Raw genomic sequence first — 16774 nt, forward strand, 5'->3', positions numbered from 1 at the left:
AAAATGCCAGATGATGAAACTAAACGTGGATATCCTTTACCACATCCAGAGAATATTGCTGCTCAAGATGTAGTACGTATTCGCAGAGCCATAGAAAAAATAGATGAAGATATGAGTGAAAGAGATAACAATCTTAAAAAAGCATTTGAACGACTGAATTTTGAAACTTTTTTGAATTTTTGGGGATGAAAGAAGCAATCGATGCATTGCATCAAAGAATTAAAGATTTAGCAGCAAACAGCACACCAGAGCAGCTTGCATATCTTGCTAAGTCATTGGAATTGATAATAGATAAAAAAGCAATCTCCAATATTGTGCAGATGACCACAATAAAAGAAATAATCGATGCACTACAAAAAAGACTTAAGGATTTAGCAGCAAATAGTACACCAGATCAACTAGCATATCTTGCTAAAGCATTGGAATCAATAGTAGGTAAGAGTGCAGTGTCTGAAATTGTATACATGACAGATGAAAAGTTGAAAGAACTTCTAAACGCTGCAAGATCACATTTGAATGACATAAATACCAATAAGGAAAATTCAATATCGGCGATAACTGGAGCAAAGACAGAGTCTGTAAATGAGATCAATACGCTAAAAACTAACACCTTGGATACTTTAAAAGCGTCATCAGATTCATACGTATCGCTACTTGACACGAGAAAAGATGCGAATATTGCGGCAATAAACAGTATTAGCAACAATCATAAAGATGGTCTTAAAGGTTTAGTAGAAGATTTTCGTGCTATTAATAATGTACCACCTGGCTCATCAATTATAGGAGAAATAGAAACTCGAGATAATCAACTAAAAACATCCCTTATAAATGAGGTAAAAACTCGAGATGATCAATTAAAAACGTCTCTTACAAATGAGGTAAAAACTCGAGATGATCAACTAAAAGTGTCGCTTACAAACGAAATAAGAAAGCGCAATATGGTTGAACCAGGGTCATTACCTTTCTTGTTTGGTGTGCTCAGTAGAAAAAATAATTACTATGGTGACGGAGCTTTCACAACTGAATTAGGTCAATGGAGCAGCGATATAACAAAAACCGACTACATGTTACAACTACTTGCGGGTAGTCATACATACGATACAAGTTACGTTAGCTTTTATCGGCCAAGACAATTGAGTTTTATAGAGGGAAACAAAGGTACATTTATTTACGGAGAGTCATATACAAGCAGTGACTCCGTGAGTCGTGATCAGATATATTACTACCCGTATGCTGCACTTGGAGTAATGTTTGTAAAAAACACCACAAGTAGGGATATAACAAGAACATTAAACTTTGTTGGTACATCTTTTTGGAGTTCAGGATACGAAGGAGCAGGAGCATTTGTGGGAACACCTGATAATACCAATAAATCGAGGATTTCAAAAATAACATGGAAAAATGTTTACCAATACACGAGTTCGAGTAGCAGATTTGCTGCATCTGGTAATGTAGAAATTCCAGCAGGAAAAACAGTTGCAGTGTTACTGTATACATCATCTTATCTAGATAGCAGAGGAAAAGTTAGTGAAGGTATGCTTTCAGGTAATGTATATATCTATGGTCAATTTATACAGTGGGGGATTTATAACATACGTAACAATTTTCTAACCACAGGACTTGAGATCGATGTAGAGAGGACACTAAGAGCGTGGCAATGTCCAGGATTAGATGCGACGTATAAAATTTGGCAATAAATCAAAATTAGGGGAAAAATTGTGACTATTTACATTCGCTTTGAAAATAACAAACAAGTAGAAACAACAACGCTTGAAAGCAAGCCAACTGGGAATGATTGGTATGAAGCGCCAAAGAATTTCAATTGGCAAAAGAGTTATCGTTTAATAGAAGGAGGAAAAATTGTTGAAAGGAGTAAAGAGGATATTGAGTTGGAATTATTGGAAAATGCGAAATTTTCTGCACTTGATAGTGTGCGTTTTTATTTTAATGACTGTACTCACAAATACGCAGGAGCTTCTCATCAGAAGTCTAAGTCGTATGAGATACAAGCGAAAGCCGCAGAGAACATTCTAGCAGCACCAGAATCTATAGACGAAAAAGATGCAGAAATCATAGAACCTTTAGCAAAAGTCCGTGATATCCCGGTTATTGAAATGGCAAGAATAATTCAGGAAAAAGCAAAAAAAGCAGTAAAAGCAATAATCAAATGTGAAGAGCTTGAAGACTTAGCCAAGAAGAAAATTAAGGAAGTCAGGGATAAAGAAGAGCTGCAGAGTTTACTCAACGATTTTAAGCAAAAAATGCAAAAGGTTTTAGAAAGCTAAAAAAGAAACCTTTTCTCTATCCACTTTCCGAAATTCAACATTACAAGGAGAAAAATGACAGAACAGTTTTTGCATGGGGTAAATGTTATTGAGATTACCTCTGGAGCAAGGACAGTACGCACAGCTAAATCATCAGTGATAGGTGTAATTGGTACTGCTCCGGAAGCTGACGGGCAAAAGTTTCCACTCAATAGTCCAGTATTAATAGTAGGAAGCTTAAAAGAGGCAGCAAAACTTGGAAAAAGAGGAACTCTGCCTTCTGCAGTGAATGGAATATTTTCCCAGGTTGGTGCAACAGTAGTAGTTATTCGAGTTGAAAATGCTGATCAAGAAGAAGAAATATTGAGAAATATCATTGGAGGAGTTGATGAAGAAACTGGGGAATATCAAGGCATTCAAGCATTCTTAAGCAGTGAAAGTATAGTCCATGTTGCCCCAAGAATACTAATTGCACCTCAGTTTACTCATCAATTGCCTGAAGATGCTGGAAACCCAGTGGTCAGCGCTTTAATTCCTATAGCAGAAAAGCTAAGGGCGATAATAGTAGCAGATGGTCCAAATACCAATGATGAAGAAGCAATAAAGTGGAGAAAAAGTGTAGGTAGTGCAAGAGTTTACGTAGTTGATCCTTGGGTTATTGATGGAAAAGAAGAAACTTTGCCGTCTAGCCCATTTGTAGCCGGTTTAATAGCCAAAGTAGATAGTGAACAAGGCTTTTGGCAATCACCTTCAAATAAAGAGATAAATGGTATTGTTGGGACAAGTAGGGCTATTGATTTTACCTTAGGTGATACAAGTTGTAGAGCAAACCACTTAAATGAAAATGAAGTAACAACGATAATTCATCAAAATGGCTACAGACTATGGGGAAATAGAACATGTTCAAACGATGAAAGGTGGGCTTTTCTGCCGGTTAGGCGTACTGCAGATCTAATCAATGATAGTCTACTGCGAGCTCATCTATGGGCAGTTGATCGAAATATTACCAAAACTTATATAGATGATGTGATTGAGGGGGTGAATTCTTATCTGGCCCATTTAAAAGCACAGGGGGCAATTACCAGTGGAAGATGTTATGAAACACCAGAGCTCAATACACCGGCAAATATTGCAAATGGGAAAGTGTATTTTGACTTTGAATTTAATACATCTTATCCAGCCGAACACGTTACTTTTAGATCTCATTTAGTGAACAACCAAATACTTTAAAAGGCAACCTGCCTTCTAGACAAAATCTAGCAACATTAAAACAGGAGAAAAAATGCTGCCAAAAATCTTAAAGAATTTTAACGTATTTGTTGATGGTAGAGGTTACGCAGGAAAAATAGATGAAGTAACCTTGCCAAAACTTACCATAAAAACAGAAGAATATCGTGCAGGTGGTATGGATATTCCAATAAATATTGATATGGGCATGGAAAAGCTGGAAGCAGATTTCACTTTTTCTGAATACGATACAGAGCTATTTAGGCTTTTTGGCCTCATAGATGGTAATTCGGTTTCTTTGACGCTAAGGGGCGGATTACAAGGCAGTGGAAGTAATGATATCGAAGGAGTAATTATCAATCTCAGAGGAATATTCAGAGAATTTGATTTTGGTAGCTGGAAACCGGCTGAGAAAGCAACACTAAAATGTACCGTAGCTGCCCATTATTATAAACTTACTATAGGTGGCAATGAACTGATAGAAATCGATGCTGAGAATATGATTCGCAGAATTAACGGTGTTGATCAAATGGCTTTGTTACAAACGATTTTAGGGATTTAATTTATTTATAGGAGAAAAAAATATGAAAACAGTAAAACTTGATAACCCAATAACAGTAGAAGGAATTGAGGTTTCAGAATTAACTTTTAGACCAGTCAAAGTAAGAGACTGCCTAACAATGGAACGTGCCGGTAGTAGTGATTTTGAAAAAGAAGTTGGATTAATAGCAAACCTAGCATCTGTAACAAAGGAAACAATTTGGGAATTATATTTTGCAGACTACATGAAAATACAGGAAGCGTTGAAGGATTTTTTTCCATCGGTTACACAAAGGACTTAAGGCTAAATGTGTTAATGCTCTGTTCTGTCGTAGGTGGCGGAATTGAGCAGGTACTTGAGATGGAAATAAACGAATTTATTTTATGGGCCAAAGCTGCGGGGGAATTTAAATGTCAACATTATCAGTAAAAATAGGTGCCATACTAGATGGTAGCTTTAATAGCGTAATGGCAGGAAGTAATGCTCAACTTTCCCGTCTTGGGAGTACAATAGAGCAACTTGATGCATCGATGAAATCGGGATCTAAATTCAAGGAATTAAGACATGGAGCTCTAGCTGCTAAGGTATCTTTGAACAAATTGGAAAAGAAATTAGAGTTCTTGTCGGGAGCACCTTTAAAGGCTGCTTTTGATAAAGCAAAGGCGTCAGTAGTAAAGGCGAAAGAAGCTTATTTACAGAAAAAAGACGAAACTTCAAAGGTTGCTCTTGACAAAGCTAGGAAGTTAGCGGCAGAGGCAAAAAAAGCTTATTCACAACATAAGAAAGACAAAACTTTAAAGGCTGAGTTTGATAAAGCTAGGGCAGAAGTAAAGAAGGAAAAAGCAGCATACTTACAAAAGAGAAATACTCTACATGCATTCAGTGAAGAAGTAAGAAAAAGTGGAAAGAACGTTCAGTCCTTGATAAGGGATCAACATAAACTTGGTGCTTCTGCAGACAGGCTGAGAGGTCAATACAGTAAGTTGAATACTGCCATCAAAAAACGGGACATGTTTTTGGGGAGAAAAGCGTACTTTAGATCACAAATGTTGGAGACGGCTGGGCTTGCATTAACGCTTGCAGCTCCAATTAAAGTTGCAATTGACTTTGAAAGTGCTATGGCTGATGTTAAGAAGGTAGTGAAATTTGCTGAGGATGATGCAGCTCATAACCAAGGAGCCGCAGAATTTGGCCAGAAATTAAAGGAATTATCCCGTACAATACCACTATCAGCTGCAGAATTAGCACAAATAGCTGCAAGTGGTGGACAACTTGGTATTAAAAAAGAGAAACTGCTTTCATTCACAGAAACAGTAGCTAAAATGTCTACAGCATTCGATATGTCTGCAGAAGAAGCAGGTGATTCCATAGCTAAACTTGCTAATGTTTATGGAATTGAAGTAGCAGGCATGGAAAGGGTAGGTAATATTATAAATCACCTTTCAGATAATAGTGCTGCTAAAGCAGGAGATATGGTTAAAGCATTAGCTATAGTTGGTGGTAGTGCAAAACAGTTTGGTCTTGATATTAAGGAAACAAGTAGTTTAGTAAATGCCTTCATTAGTTTAGGAAAACAACCAGCAAAAGCTGCTACTGCAATAAACGCTCTACTTAGTAAACTCCAGACCGCTGAGGGACAGAGCAAAGAGTTCAAAGCAGCATTGGAAGACATGGGAATCACTGCAGAAGAGATGACACAAAGGATTAGCGAAAATGGCCAAGACGCACTACTTTATTTTTTTGAAACTCTGGAGAAAGTAGATAAACAGGAACGTTCGCAAATTCTTCTCAATCTCTTTGGTCAAGAATATCAGGATGATATTGCATTACTAGTTGGAAGCTTAAAGAATTATAAAGATGCCATAAATCAGTTAGCTGACGAGAAAAAATTTGAAAAGTCCATGCAAGAAGAGTTTAACAATCGTGCAGCAACTACAGCAAATAATTTGAGACTACTGAGAAATGCGATAGCGGAAGTAGGAATGAACTTGGGCTCAGTAATGCTACCTCCTTTAAAGTGGGTAAGTAGTCTTTTAAGAGAGATAACTAACCCCATAGCTTGGTTTGCAGAAAAGTTTCCAGTTATTACTACAGGAATAATGAGTGTCATAGCAGCACTAATAGGTCTTAAAGTTCTAGCAGTAAGTGGTGGTTATGCATGGAATCTGATTAGAGGTGGAATGTTAACTTTTTCGGTTATTTTGCATGGGGTAGTTAAGCCAGCACTGATATCATTATCGTCATATGCTATTCCAGCGGTAATTACTGGGCTGAGTGTTTTAAAAGCTACAACTTTGAGCTTAGCAACGAAAGCTTTTCCTCTACTATCATCAGCTCTACCTGCAGTAGCAGCAGGAGTGAGATTTTTGACAGCAGCAATTGTGAGCAACCCTATAGGGGCTATTATTGCCTTACTTGCATCTGGTGCGATACTTGTTATATCTAACTGGCAAAAGGTAAAGAACTTTTTTTCTAGCATCTGGGAGTATATAAAATCGATAATAAAACCCATTGGAGAGATGTTTTCATGGCTGGGAAATACTGTCGGTAGTATATTTGGAAAAGTTGCTGAAAATAGTCCATTGAAGGAATTTGAAAAAAGAAAAAGTATTGTTACTGAAATAAAAGCAGTCCATACTCCCCTGAGGAGCAGCACTTTCAGCAATGGGAATCCTTTGTTGAATAACAGTATAATTAAAGAAATATCTGAGAGAAGAAAGAATAATATAAAAGTCAAAAGCCTTATTGAGGAGAAAAAGTCCACAGAGAGCGATAATGATAAGATATTTGCAGACTTTGCAAGGAGTAAGTTTGAAAATAAAGAACAAAAAACTATGAATAAAACTCAGAACATCACTAATAATTACACTATCAGCATTAAAGCAGAGCCAAATCAAGATGTTCGTAGTCTTGCAGATGAAGTAATAAAAAGAATAAGAGAAAAATCACGAGATGTTATGTTTGATACCGTAGACTCCATTTACTAATGTTATCCTTCGGTCCATATAAATTTTCTCCAACGAGTTTAAAGTATAGCAAAGAGAAACGCTGGAGTGTAGTTGAGTGTATTGGTAAGCAATTACTACAGAATATTGGCCAAGGGGCAGAAAATGTAGATTTAGAAGGGATAATCTATCTTCATAATGGGTTAGATCAATTAAAGAACATGAAAGAAACAGAAGAAAACCAAATACCTCACACTTTAGTTGATAGCATGGGAAATGTTTTAGGACAATTTGTAATCACTCGCTTTGAAGAAAAGCAAACGTCGTTTTTTCCTTGTGGGTTGCCGAAAAAAGTTGAATTTAATTTAAGTTTAAGGCGTTACTTATGACTATATATTACTCGACAAAAGAGAATGACATGTTGGACTATATTTGTTGGAAACACTACGGATTTACTTCAGGAGCAGTAGAAATAGTATTAGAGGAAAACCCTGGACTTGCAGAACATGGAAGTTTTTTACCGGCAGGACTAAAAATTAAATTGCCTGTAATAGAAAAGCCTCTACAAAAGTCAACTTTAAAGGTTTGGGAATAAAATGCAACCAGAGTTTATCATTGAAGGGTATGAATTAGCAAAAGATCACTTGGTGTCAATGCATGTTACTGATGAATCAGGGACTATAGAGGATGTAGTTGAAATATGTGTTGATTACAGGGATGATAACATAAAAGTTCCAAAAGAGCTAAAGATTGCTTTGGGATATAGAGAAACAGGAGTACTACCCATAGGTGTATATACAGTCAATGAAATTACAGTACAAAGTCCACCAAAAACCCTAACAATCAAAGCTCATGCAACAAACTTGATGATATCGCTAAAGGAAAAAGTATCTAGGGCATGGGACCAGATTACACTTGGTGATTTAGTCAAAGAAATAGCAAATAAGCATGGATATGGGTACAAAGTTGCTGAAGAATTTAAAGATATATTGATGCCACACATTGATCAGACTGAAGAAAGTGATATAAATTTGTTAACTAGAATAGCCATAGAGCGAGAAGCAATGGCAAAATTAGCAGGAGGATATGTATTGTTTATTCCAAAAGGCGCAGCAAAATCAGCAACAGGAAAAGCTTTAGGAACAACGACTATTAGACCTCAAAATACAATCAATTGGAAAGTGCATTTTACTGTACGTGATAAATATAATTCAGTGATAGCAAAATGGTATAGCTATGAGAAGGGAGAACCAATATCAGAAACAGTAGGTAGCGGTGAACCAAGTTACCCTATACAAACAATTTATCCGAATGCAGAATCAGCATTAAGTGCAGCAAATGCCAAATTTAAACAACTACAGCGTAACAATGAAACTTTAGAAATGACAATACCAGGTAATCCAGAGTTATTTGCAGAGGCAAAACTTAACCTTGTAGGGTTCAATCAAGATATAGATGGTGAATGGGTAATTGATAGAGCAGAACATACTTTAAATAGTTCGGGATATCGTACTGCATTATCGGCATCTTTGAGTAAGTGAGATTTATGTTAAGAGAAAGTAAATAAATTGCTGATTTAATGTGAAAAAAATGCTAAATATGAGCAAAATGTTCAAGAAACAAGCTACACTGTGGTTTATAGTGGCAATAGTATGTATTGTTATTACGTATTACTATCAAAAATCCAAGGCTGCTGAGGAGTATCAGAAAATGTTGGAAGTAGCAGCTAAGAACTGTGACTTAGAAACTGTGAAATCATTAGTAAAAAAAAGTAGAGATGATTCAAGTATTAGTAAAAAGGCATTATATTATGCGGCAGAGAAAGGATGCTTAGAAATTGTCAAATTTCTGTTAGATGAAGGAGTAGACATAAACACTATGAGTTTAGCACTGCTTGATGCTGCTGACGGTGGTCAATTAGAGGTTGTAAAACTTTTGTTGGAGAGAGGAGCTAACCCTCATGTTGGAGACTGGAAAGGGAGAACTGCAAAAACTATAGCAATTAGGTCATCTTATCATGAAAGTAATAAGCCTTACAGAGAGATTGTAGATCTACTTGCTGAGGCAGAAAAACAATATAAGTCAGAGCAATAAATCGTACGTACAACACGCAGTACAAATTCTCAATAACACAAATTAACATTTCAAATCATTATGCCAAACCAGAAAATCCCATTAGCAGTAATTATCACTATGGTAATACAGACCGTAGCAGCGATATGGTGGCTCGCTAAGCTAGATTTACGGGTTCACATGCATGATAAATTTGTAGAACAAAACCAAGGACTAACAGAAATAGTCTATCGACTTGAAGAGAGAGTGAAAAACCTCACTGAAGAAGTCAATGAACTTGAAGCCATTCACAAACACAAATAACGACTAAATTTCACAATGACTAAATATATCTTGTCCGTTGACGGCGGAGGCATAAGAGGCATAATACCAGCCATAATACTAGCAGAAATAGAAAAGAGAGCAAGAAAACCTATTTCCCAAATCTTTGACCTAATGGCAGGTACTTCAACCGGTGGCATTGTTGTGGCTGGGTTATGCAAGAAAGATGATCAAGGCAAACCTCAATACTCTGCAAATGATTTAGTTGAGCTTTACCAAGAGTATGGGGCATGTATTTTCAAGTCTTCATTTTTTAGGCGATCAATATTATCTTGGTTTAACTGCGCACAATACCCATATGAAAACATCGAGTCGATATTGGACAAGTATTTTGGTGAAGATATTCTAAAAAACACTTTAAGTAAGGTACTAATTACAAGTTATGATATTCACAATAACTGCCCATTTTTCTTTAAGAGCTGGAAAGAGGACAGAAATTTTATCAGACTAAAAGACGCACTCAGAGCCACAACAGCAGCACCAACATACTTTGCACCTAAGTATTTAGAAGTTAGCCAAACAGAAAGAGTGTTAGTAGATGGGGGAGTATTTGCCAATAACCCGGCGGCTTGTGCATATGCAAATAGCAAAAAACTTTTCCCTAATGAAGAAATAGTGCTGGTGTCAATTGGCACAGGTCGGCTATCTAATCGAATCAAGTACAGGAAATTAGGAAAAATAGCCTGGATAAAGCCTCTATTAAATGTGATGTTTGCGTCGAGCCTTGATGTAGTGAATTATCAACGTGTGTCCAGAGAAGGTGAGTATGTTCAGTAGGAGTTAAACCTACCGGGATAAAAGTCGGAGTCCCGTAGCTTGGGTAGCAGCATGTAGGGAGACCAAAGTGTTGAAGCCTACCGACAACGTTATCGTAGGATAATGGCGAATTACCAGGCCGTAGCGAAAGCGAACACATAGGTGGCCTCGAAAATTACAAGTCCTAAAGGCTGAGCCCACGTTGGTAGGGTGAAGGCAATAGGGATAGCTGAAAACCCGAATGATACGGCATATCTACTTTAGCGTGGTGATAGTGATGGCATGGTAATGAGGACATATGAAGCAACTGGAGAAGCCCTACTCATCCCAGGGAGAAATACCTTGGAGCGGTAAGTTCTATAACTGGAAAACAGGAAATGAACCGAAGATGAGAGGGTGGCGGATGGGTGCGTAGTAGCGAAGAAATGAGGTAACTCTCACGGAGCAAAGGCACCCTACTAGTAGGAATTCTTTTAACAAAAGGAAGGTAAAGGTAAAAATGATAAAAATGCCAACAAAATTACAAGACCTGAGAAGAAAGATATATACCAAAGCGAAGGCAGAACCGGAATGGCGATTCTGGGGAATCTATGTTCACGTCTGTAAGATGGAGACACTAGAAGAAGCATATAAGCTAACAAAGAAAAGTAATGGGGCACCAGGAATTGATGGGGTGACATTCAAATCAATAGAGGCAGAAAGCTTAGAAAAGTATCTTCAGCAAATAAGACACGAACTAACAACCAAAACCTATAGCCCAAATAGGAACCGGAGAAAGGAAATACCAAAAGTTGGGGGAAAACTCAGAACGTTGAACATACCCTGCATCCGGGATAGAATAGTGCAAAGTGCACTAAAGCTAATAATTGAACCAATATTTGAATCTGACTTTCAGGACGGATCATATGGGTACAGACCTAAGAAAAAAGCGCATGAAGCAATAAACAGAGTAGAGAAAGCAGCAATCAAAGGCAACACAAAATGTATTGACGTAGATCTGAAATCCTACTTTGATAACGTGCGACATCATATTCTTATGGAGAAAATTGCCAGAAGGATAAATGATAAAGGAATCATGCACTTAATCAAGCTAATCCTTAAAGTAGGAGGAAAACGAGGAATAGCACAAGGGTCGCCGATCTCGCCGTTACTAAGCAATATATACCTGAATGAGGTAGATAAAATGCTAGAAAAGGCTAAAGAGGTGACTAAAGAGGGGAAATACCAACATATAGAATACGCCAGGTGGGCAGATGATCTAGTGATACTGATAGATGGACACCAGAAATGGGAATGGCTTGAGAAATCAGTGCACAAAAGGTTACAAGAAGAATTAGCAAAACTAGAAGTAGAAGTAAATAAAGAAAAGACAAAGGTAGTCAATCTAAAAGAAAAAGAGACATTCAGTTTTCTAGGATTTGATTTTCGAGAGAAAATTACAAAACAAGGAAAGTGGAGGGTACAAATAACACCAAAGATGAAAACACGGACAAGCTTACTTCAAAAACTGAAGGAAGTATTCCGTAGCTATAAATCACAACCAATAGGAAAGGTGATCCAAATCATTAATCCAATATTGAGAGGGTGGACAAACTACTTTAGGATAGGAAACTCAGGTCGAAGCTTTAAATACATAAAACAATGGGTAGAGAAGAAAGCAAGACGCAATCTGATGCAAGCCAGAAAAGCAAAAGGATTTGGCTGGAAAAGGTGGAGTAGCAAATGGATATACGAGACTCTTGGTCTATATTCGGACTATAGAATAAGATATTACGTCCCGAAAGCCTTACCAGCACAATATGCTATAAACTTTGGTAAAGAATCTACTAGGAAAGCGTAGTGCGGGAAAACCGCATGCTGCGTTTGATGAGGCGGGAGCTGGAAACGTAAACACGGGAATTTTGGATTGAGGCCCAGGATGAAAATAATGGATCAGTCGCCAAACCCTAAAGAGGCGCGCCAGTTCTCGACCCTACTAGGTAATGTAATGGACGACAGATACATCAGGATACAATCACAACTGACAATAGCGTCGGCTGAGATGGATAATGTAACACCTAAAAATATTAAATGTCTTCAGCAAGAAGCAAATGCGATGATAGAGGACAACCAGAAAGTAATAGATAAATTTTTGAAATGCCAAGCAAGATAAAGAACTTATATAAAAAAGCAAAGAAGGGCTTAAAGAATCTAGTTTTGCCGAAAAAACATAAAGCTAAGGATCAAGAAGCTAAGCCAAAACCGCCACATGAGCAACCTCTGAAGTTGATGGAGAAGACCTCTAAAGTAGAAAATGTCAAAAAAGATAAGAAGGGATTTAAAGAAATAAAAGAAAAAATAAAAAGCTTAAAAACGAAGAAAGCAAAACCCGTAGAAAAAGAGCTGAAAAGAGGTAACGTGTTCAAAAAAGGCTTCAAAAAGCTAAAAGGGAAGCTGAAGAGCCTAAACCCCATAAAAGCTAAGAAAAATAAGATAATCGGGAGCAAGAAGTTAGCATTTTTACTGACATCTGCTACAATTGTGGCAATTTTACCAACATTCAGTTTAGCTCCCTTGCCAGCACTAGCAATAACTTCGGCATGTGTTTTCAGTATTAATTTTATTGCAGTCAAAACATTAAAGAAGTTTATCAAACAACGCAAATTAGCAGCAGAATCTAAAGAAGAGTCAACTCTAGCCGAACCAAACAAGCCGGAAGAAGAAATTCAAGATGTATCGTTCGAATCAATAAAAGAAGAATCTAAGCAAATTTCCAGAGAATAGACTTAGCTATTTATTACCGCATTTGTTACAGCAGACAAACCACCCAAGAAAAGGAAATAAATTTTGCTTGTAAAGTCTCCTCTTCGCTACCCTGGAGGTAAGAGTCGCGCCGTTTCTCAAATTATTAATAAATATATTCCAAAAGACGCTGTGCTCTCCTTTTATAGGTAATAGAGTTAGCGTTAGCCAGCAGAGGAACAAAAGTTTATGGCTATGACGCCTTTGAACCATTAGTAAGATTTTGGCAGGTGCTTTTAGAAGATGCTTCTTACCTTGCAGAGGTAGTTAGGAAATACCAAAATATGACATCTACCATACTTACAAAAAACATTTTTCACCTTGCAAGATAGAATTGAAATTGCTGCAGCATTTTTTGCATTAAATCGCTCATCTTTCAGCGGTACAACATTGTCGGGCGGTATGTCTCCAGGCCACCCACGTTTTACACCAAGTTCAATAGAAAGATTAGCAAAGTTCTCAATTAAAAATCTTACTGTGGATTTAGCTGACTTTAAAAAAAGTATTCCTAAACACGCAAATGATTTCTTATATTGTGATCCTCCTTATTTAATTGATCAAAAACTATACGGAAGAAGAGGTACAGATTTTGACCATGAAGGACTTGCCAAACTTTTGTCGACTCGCGATGGATGGGTTTTATCGTATAATGATTGTGAGGAAATACGGGACATGTATACAGAGCATCGTATCATTACACCCAAATGGACGTATGGAATGGGTAACTCTAAAAAATCGAATGAGATTTTAATCTTGAGTAAGGACTATAGGAATTTCAGTATCGCGGTCAAAACACACTAAAGAAATTAACGCAAATTAGCAGCAGAATCTAAAGAAGAGTCAACTCTAGCTGAACCAAACAAGCCGGAAGAAGAAATTCAAGATATATCAGTCGAATCAATAAAAGAAGAATCCAAGCAAGTTTCCAAAGAATAGATTTCTATATTAATATATTTGCTTAAATATCTCTCTATTTTCATTTAAATATTATATATTTAATAAAAAACACTAGCAAAGCGGAAATTTTGTTCGTAAAATAACACAAAAGTGAGTGCGCAAGTTAATAATTTAAAAATGTTTGTCGCTGCATACTTATATACAAACACATTTTTTGTGAGGTTGTTATGACAATAGAAAAGATGTTAAAAGAGACTGCAAAGAAAATTTATCACTTCAGACATCCTAGTCTCCTTTCATTGATCGTTTTCGAGACTATCAAAACTATTATTAATACTAGACTTGGTACTAAAATCTTACTTTTCTCTGCAAAACACAATCTTTACAACTTATTTCTATCCTTCGTTAGATACGATGCTAATGTTGATGCTGCAGATAGAAAAGGTAATACAGTACTACACGTTGCCTCTCAATATGGATCCACAGCAATAGCAGAGGTTATTATAGCAATAAGCAAAAATGTTAATGCTCAGAATATCGATGGCGACACTCCTTTGCATTATTCAGTAAAGTATGGATGTATGGACGTTATGCAAAAGTTATTACAATCTGGTGCAGACATCAATTGCCAAAATCATCTAGGTAAATCACCGCTACATATCGCAGCTCAATGCTCTGATGGTGTAATATTGGGATTACTAGCAAAAGGAGGATCTTATATCAACATCGAAAATAAAGATGGACATACACCTTTGCACCTTGCAGTTTCATCCAATTGTAAAGATTTTGTGGAGATTTTGCTGCAAAACGGGGCAAATGTTAATGCAATAGGGAAAGATGGTTGTACTTCTCTGCACCTTGCTGTTATGAAAGGCAATAAAGAAATTGTTGAGTTATTACTAGACAAAAAGGCAAACGCTCATCTGGAATGTTCTTATAACTCTAATGAAGGTTACACAGCACTGGAAATCGCTGTAGCAAATCGAAACAAAAAAATTGTAGCATTGTTTCTGCTTCATGGAATAACCTTAGAATAGTTGGAGTGCAACAATGTCTTACGAGCAGATTTCTATATGTGGCATAATACTAATCATTGCTATTAAAATACTTTCCTTTTTTAGGAAACGAGCGTATAAAAGTCTTATCAGAAAGGTGTCACTAAAAGAGAGTGAAGAGAAATTTGAACATAACCTTCAAGTTTATAAAGAAAATCTAAAAATAGTTGGTGTTGCAAAACCGATAGGTAAATGGACAAAGATGGCTATACTCAATAATGAATTGATGCAGCGTTTGGCACAATTGATAACGGAAGAAGGCGATGAGAAGGGATACTGGCAGCTATTTGTGAAAGCTCAAGCTTCAACTCAAGGTAAGTATAAGGGAAGAGGGCGGTAGCTCCGTTTGTAGGAAACTGCGAAAAAACGGCAACTTGATGCAACAGTCTAACGGTTATGGGGATTTAGAATAGAACGCTTTTCATATGTCAGCCCCTGTACCCCAACCTGTCGTCTAATTTCTTTATCACTTGCAAATAGGTCCTGAACCAAGGGTTTGTTTTGAGATATGTCGTATGCTGTTTCGCCTTTTTTATTCTTTATAAAAAGTTTTGCACAGTTGGATAGTAATAATCTCACAACAGGTATATTTTCCAACATGATAGCTTTGTGCAAAGGTGTATTGCCATTACTGCTGCGTTCGTTGAGATCAATACCGTTTTCTATCAATGACTTTACTTTATCCACATCACAGTTTGAAACAGCTTGGTATAATTCAGGTTCACAAAATAACGTATCGCTGAATCTGCCTATGAAGACACCCTTTATAGCCTTTATTATTTTCCATAGCTTCCTCATCTTTACCCCCTCTCTATTTACAGAAAAAAGTTTCCTTAAATTTAAGGCATATATATAAAGTTTTTGTTAAAAATGCTACATATAATGCTTATAAAGGTATACCTTGTCTATAAAAATATTGAATAAAGTTTCAAGCTAGCTATCCTTCTCTTCACTAATCTTTACAACCTCAGACAAAAACGAATACCATAAATCTTTTAACTTTTGATTATCAATTTTTTGGTATTCCCTCATTATACTCAATATCTTCTTTTCTCCTTCACCATCCTCATCTTCACAATACCTCTCTGCTTTTGATGTAGGCAGTAGAACTCCATAATGCAATGATAATCCATCTGCCATTTTGGGTACTATTTTGAACGATACCTCCCCTTTCTCATACCTGACTACTTGTCCATGGGGCATTCCACTTTTATCCGCTACTTCCATCTGTGTACGCCCTCTTGCAAACCGCCAATCTTTTGCCTTTTGCACCATTTGGTAGCTTATAGATCTTATCTCTTCTGTAACCTTACTAATTTGAATTCCTTCTGACAAAAATCTAGTTAGTACACACACCGCATCACGAACCTTCCAGTCCTTAATTCTTTTTAGGGTTTGCACTAAATCAAATGACTTCTTGTCCTCACTGTTAATACAATTAATTGGCTCGGGAAAGAAATATTCAATATCACGCGATGATTTGTTTGCTATCTTCTCGAGAGTATCAGGTAGAATACTGTGTATTCCTCGCTCATACTTTCCTATTAGTGACTTTGCTACATCAGTTTTTTCTGCGAACTCTGCTTGAGTGGAGTTTAGCTCAAATCTAACATTTTTAACCTTTTGAGTTATGTAGTAACATAAAGAATCAGTATCTATCTTCTTTTCGGTACTCATGTTTTTATTCAATTGCAGTACAAATATATATACCCTTTTATAAAATTTTATTAAAGATAAAACGTTTTTTAGCTAGCCAAGCGGCAAAGTTAAATACTTTTCTATTTTTATTTAAATGTTATATCTTTAATAAAAAACACTAGCAAAGCGGGAATTTTATTTGCAAAATAACACGAAAGTGAGTGCATAAGTTAATAATTGATTTACCATTGACGCTGTATACTGAAACAGTGGTTG

The 16774-nt window shown here is 36.7% G+C and carries 20 protein-coding genes and 1 pseudogene; 19 read left to right on the forward strand and 2 right to left on the reverse strand.

Annotated features, from left to right (window positions below):
* Positions 1–3 precede the first annotated feature (3 nt).
* From ABWU69_RS05825 to ABWU69_RS05915, 19 genes and pseudogenes are all read left to right on the forward strand, one after another.
* Positions 4–189: a hypothetical protein gene (locus ABWU69_RS05825; protein WP_341814800.1), complete on the forward strand. Its 186-nt coding sequence runs from the start codon at positions 4–6 to the stop codon at positions 187–189.
* Positions 186–1697: a hypothetical protein gene (locus ABWU69_RS05830; protein ID WP_353285064.1), complete on the forward strand. Its 1512-nt coding sequence runs from the start codon at positions 186–188 to the stop codon at positions 1695–1697. The genes ABWU69_RS05825 and ABWU69_RS05830 overlap by 4 nt, the downstream gene beginning before the upstream one ends.
* A gap of 21 nt (positions 1698–1718) precedes the next feature.
* Positions 1719–2285 carry a hypothetical protein gene (locus tag ABWU69_RS05835; RefSeq protein WP_341814799.1) on the forward strand — a complete coding sequence of 189 codons (567 nt, stop codon included), beginning with the start codon at positions 1719–1721 and terminating at the stop codon, positions 2283–2285.
* 54 nt (positions 2286–2339) lie between these two features.
* On the forward strand, positions 2340–3494 hold the full coding sequence (locus tag ABWU69_RS05840; RefSeq protein WP_353285065.1) for a phage tail sheath subtilisin-like domain-containing protein: 1155 nt from the start codon (positions 2340–2342) through the stop codon (positions 3492–3494).
* 52 nt (positions 3495–3546) lie between these two features.
* Positions 3547–4053: a phage major tail tube protein gene (locus ABWU69_RS05845; protein ID WP_265035145.1), complete on the forward strand. Its 507-nt coding sequence runs from the start codon at positions 3547–3549 to the stop codon at positions 4051–4053.
* Between the two features lie 22 nt (positions 4054–4075).
* Entirely contained in the window at positions 4076–4333 is a 258-nt protein-coding gene (locus ABWU69_RS05850; RefSeq protein WP_265035147.1) for a phage tail assembly protein, read from the forward strand.
* A gap of 109 nt (positions 4334–4442) precedes the next feature.
* Complete coding sequence (locus ABWU69_RS05855) at positions 4443–7019, forward strand: phage tail tape measure protein (RefSeq protein WP_265035148.1); 2577 nt, start codon at positions 4443–4445, stop codon at positions 7017–7019.
* On the forward strand, positions 7019–7366 hold the full coding sequence (locus tag ABWU69_RS05860) for a phage tail protein (protein ID WP_341814797.1): 348 nt from the start codon (positions 7019–7021) through the stop codon (positions 7364–7366). The genes ABWU69_RS05855 and ABWU69_RS05860 overlap by 1 nt, the downstream gene beginning before the upstream one ends.
* Positions 7363–7572 (forward strand): tail protein X, encoded by a 210-nt coding sequence (locus tag ABWU69_RS05865; protein ID WP_265035152.1) that lies wholly within the window; start codon positions 7363–7365, stop codon positions 7570–7572. The genes ABWU69_RS05860 and ABWU69_RS05865 overlap by 4 nt, the downstream gene beginning before the upstream one ends.
* Position 7573: 1 nt before the next feature.
* On the forward strand, positions 7574–8518 hold the full coding sequence (locus ABWU69_RS05870; protein WP_265035153.1) for a phage late control D family protein: 945 nt from the start codon (positions 7574–7576) through the stop codon (positions 8516–8518).
* Positions 8519–8585: 67 nt separating this feature from the next.
* Complete coding sequence (locus ABWU69_RS05875) at positions 8586–9071, forward strand: ankyrin repeat domain-containing protein (RefSeq protein ID WP_265035154.1); 486 nt, start codon at positions 8586–8588, stop codon at positions 9069–9071.
* 60 nt (positions 9072–9131) lie between these two features.
* Positions 9132–9353 carry a hypothetical protein gene (locus ABWU69_RS05880; RefSeq protein WP_265035155.1) on the forward strand — a complete coding sequence of 74 codons (222 nt, stop codon included), beginning with the start codon at positions 9132–9134 and terminating at the stop codon, positions 9351–9353.
* A gap of 15 nt (positions 9354–9368) precedes the next feature.
* Positions 9369–10148, forward strand: coding sequence for a patatin-like phospholipase family protein (locus ABWU69_RS05885; protein WP_353285066.1), 780 nt, complete (start codon positions 9369–9371; stop codon positions 10146–10148).
* 478 nt (positions 10149–10626) lie between these two features.
* The gene (ltrA, locus tag ABWU69_RS05890) at positions 10627–11967 is read left to right on the forward strand and encodes a group II intron reverse transcriptase/maturase (RefSeq protein ID WP_265035157.1); all 1341 of its coding nucleotides are present in this window, start codon (positions 10627–10629) and stop codon (positions 11965–11967) included.
* A 150-nt stretch (positions 11968–12117) separates the two neighbouring features.
* Positions 12118–12279 (forward strand): annotated as a pseudogene (locus tag ABWU69_RS05895) (patatin); the annotation flags it as partial.
* A complete protein-coding gene (locus ABWU69_RS05900) occupies positions 12264–12890 on the forward strand; it encodes a hypothetical protein (RefSeq protein ID WP_265035161.1) in 627 nt (208 codons plus the stop codon). The pseudogene ABWU69_RS05895 and the gene ABWU69_RS05900, both read left to right, overlap by 16 nt.
* 339 nt (positions 12891–13229) lie before the next feature.
* Positions 13230–13709 (forward strand): DNA adenine methylase, encoded by a 480-nt coding sequence (locus ABWU69_RS05905; protein ID WP_265035163.1) that lies wholly within the window; start codon positions 13230–13232, stop codon positions 13707–13709.
* 323 nt (positions 13710–14032) lie between these two features.
* A complete protein-coding gene (locus ABWU69_RS05910) occupies positions 14033–14842 on the forward strand; it encodes an ankyrin repeat domain-containing protein (protein WP_341814793.1) in 810 nt (269 codons plus the stop codon).
* Positions 14843–14855: 13 nt separating this feature from the next.
* Positions 14856–15200 (forward strand): hypothetical protein, encoded by a 345-nt coding sequence (locus ABWU69_RS05915; RefSeq protein ID WP_265035167.1) that lies wholly within the window; start codon positions 14856–14858, stop codon positions 15198–15200.
* A 47-nt stretch (positions 15201–15247) separates the two neighbouring features.
* Here ABWU69_RS05915 and ABWU69_RS05920 read toward each other — a convergent pair whose 3' ends face one another.
* Together ABWU69_RS05920 and ABWU69_RS05925 are read right to left on the reverse strand one after the other, a co-directional pair.
* Entirely contained in the window at positions 15248–15658 is a 411-nt protein-coding gene (locus ABWU69_RS05920; protein ID WP_265035169.1) for an ankyrin repeat domain-containing protein, read from the reverse strand.
* A 135-nt stretch (positions 15659–15793) separates the two neighbouring features.
* Entirely contained in the window at positions 15794–16537 is a 744-nt protein-coding gene (locus ABWU69_RS05925) for a helix-turn-helix domain-containing protein (protein WP_265035171.1), read from the reverse strand.
* Positions 16538–16774: the final 237 nt, after the last annotated feature.

Source organism: Wolbachia endosymbiont (group A) of Beris morrisii (assembly GCF_964028185.1).
GTDB lineage: Bacteria > Pseudomonadota > Alphaproteobacteria > Rickettsiales > Anaplasmataceae > Wolbachia.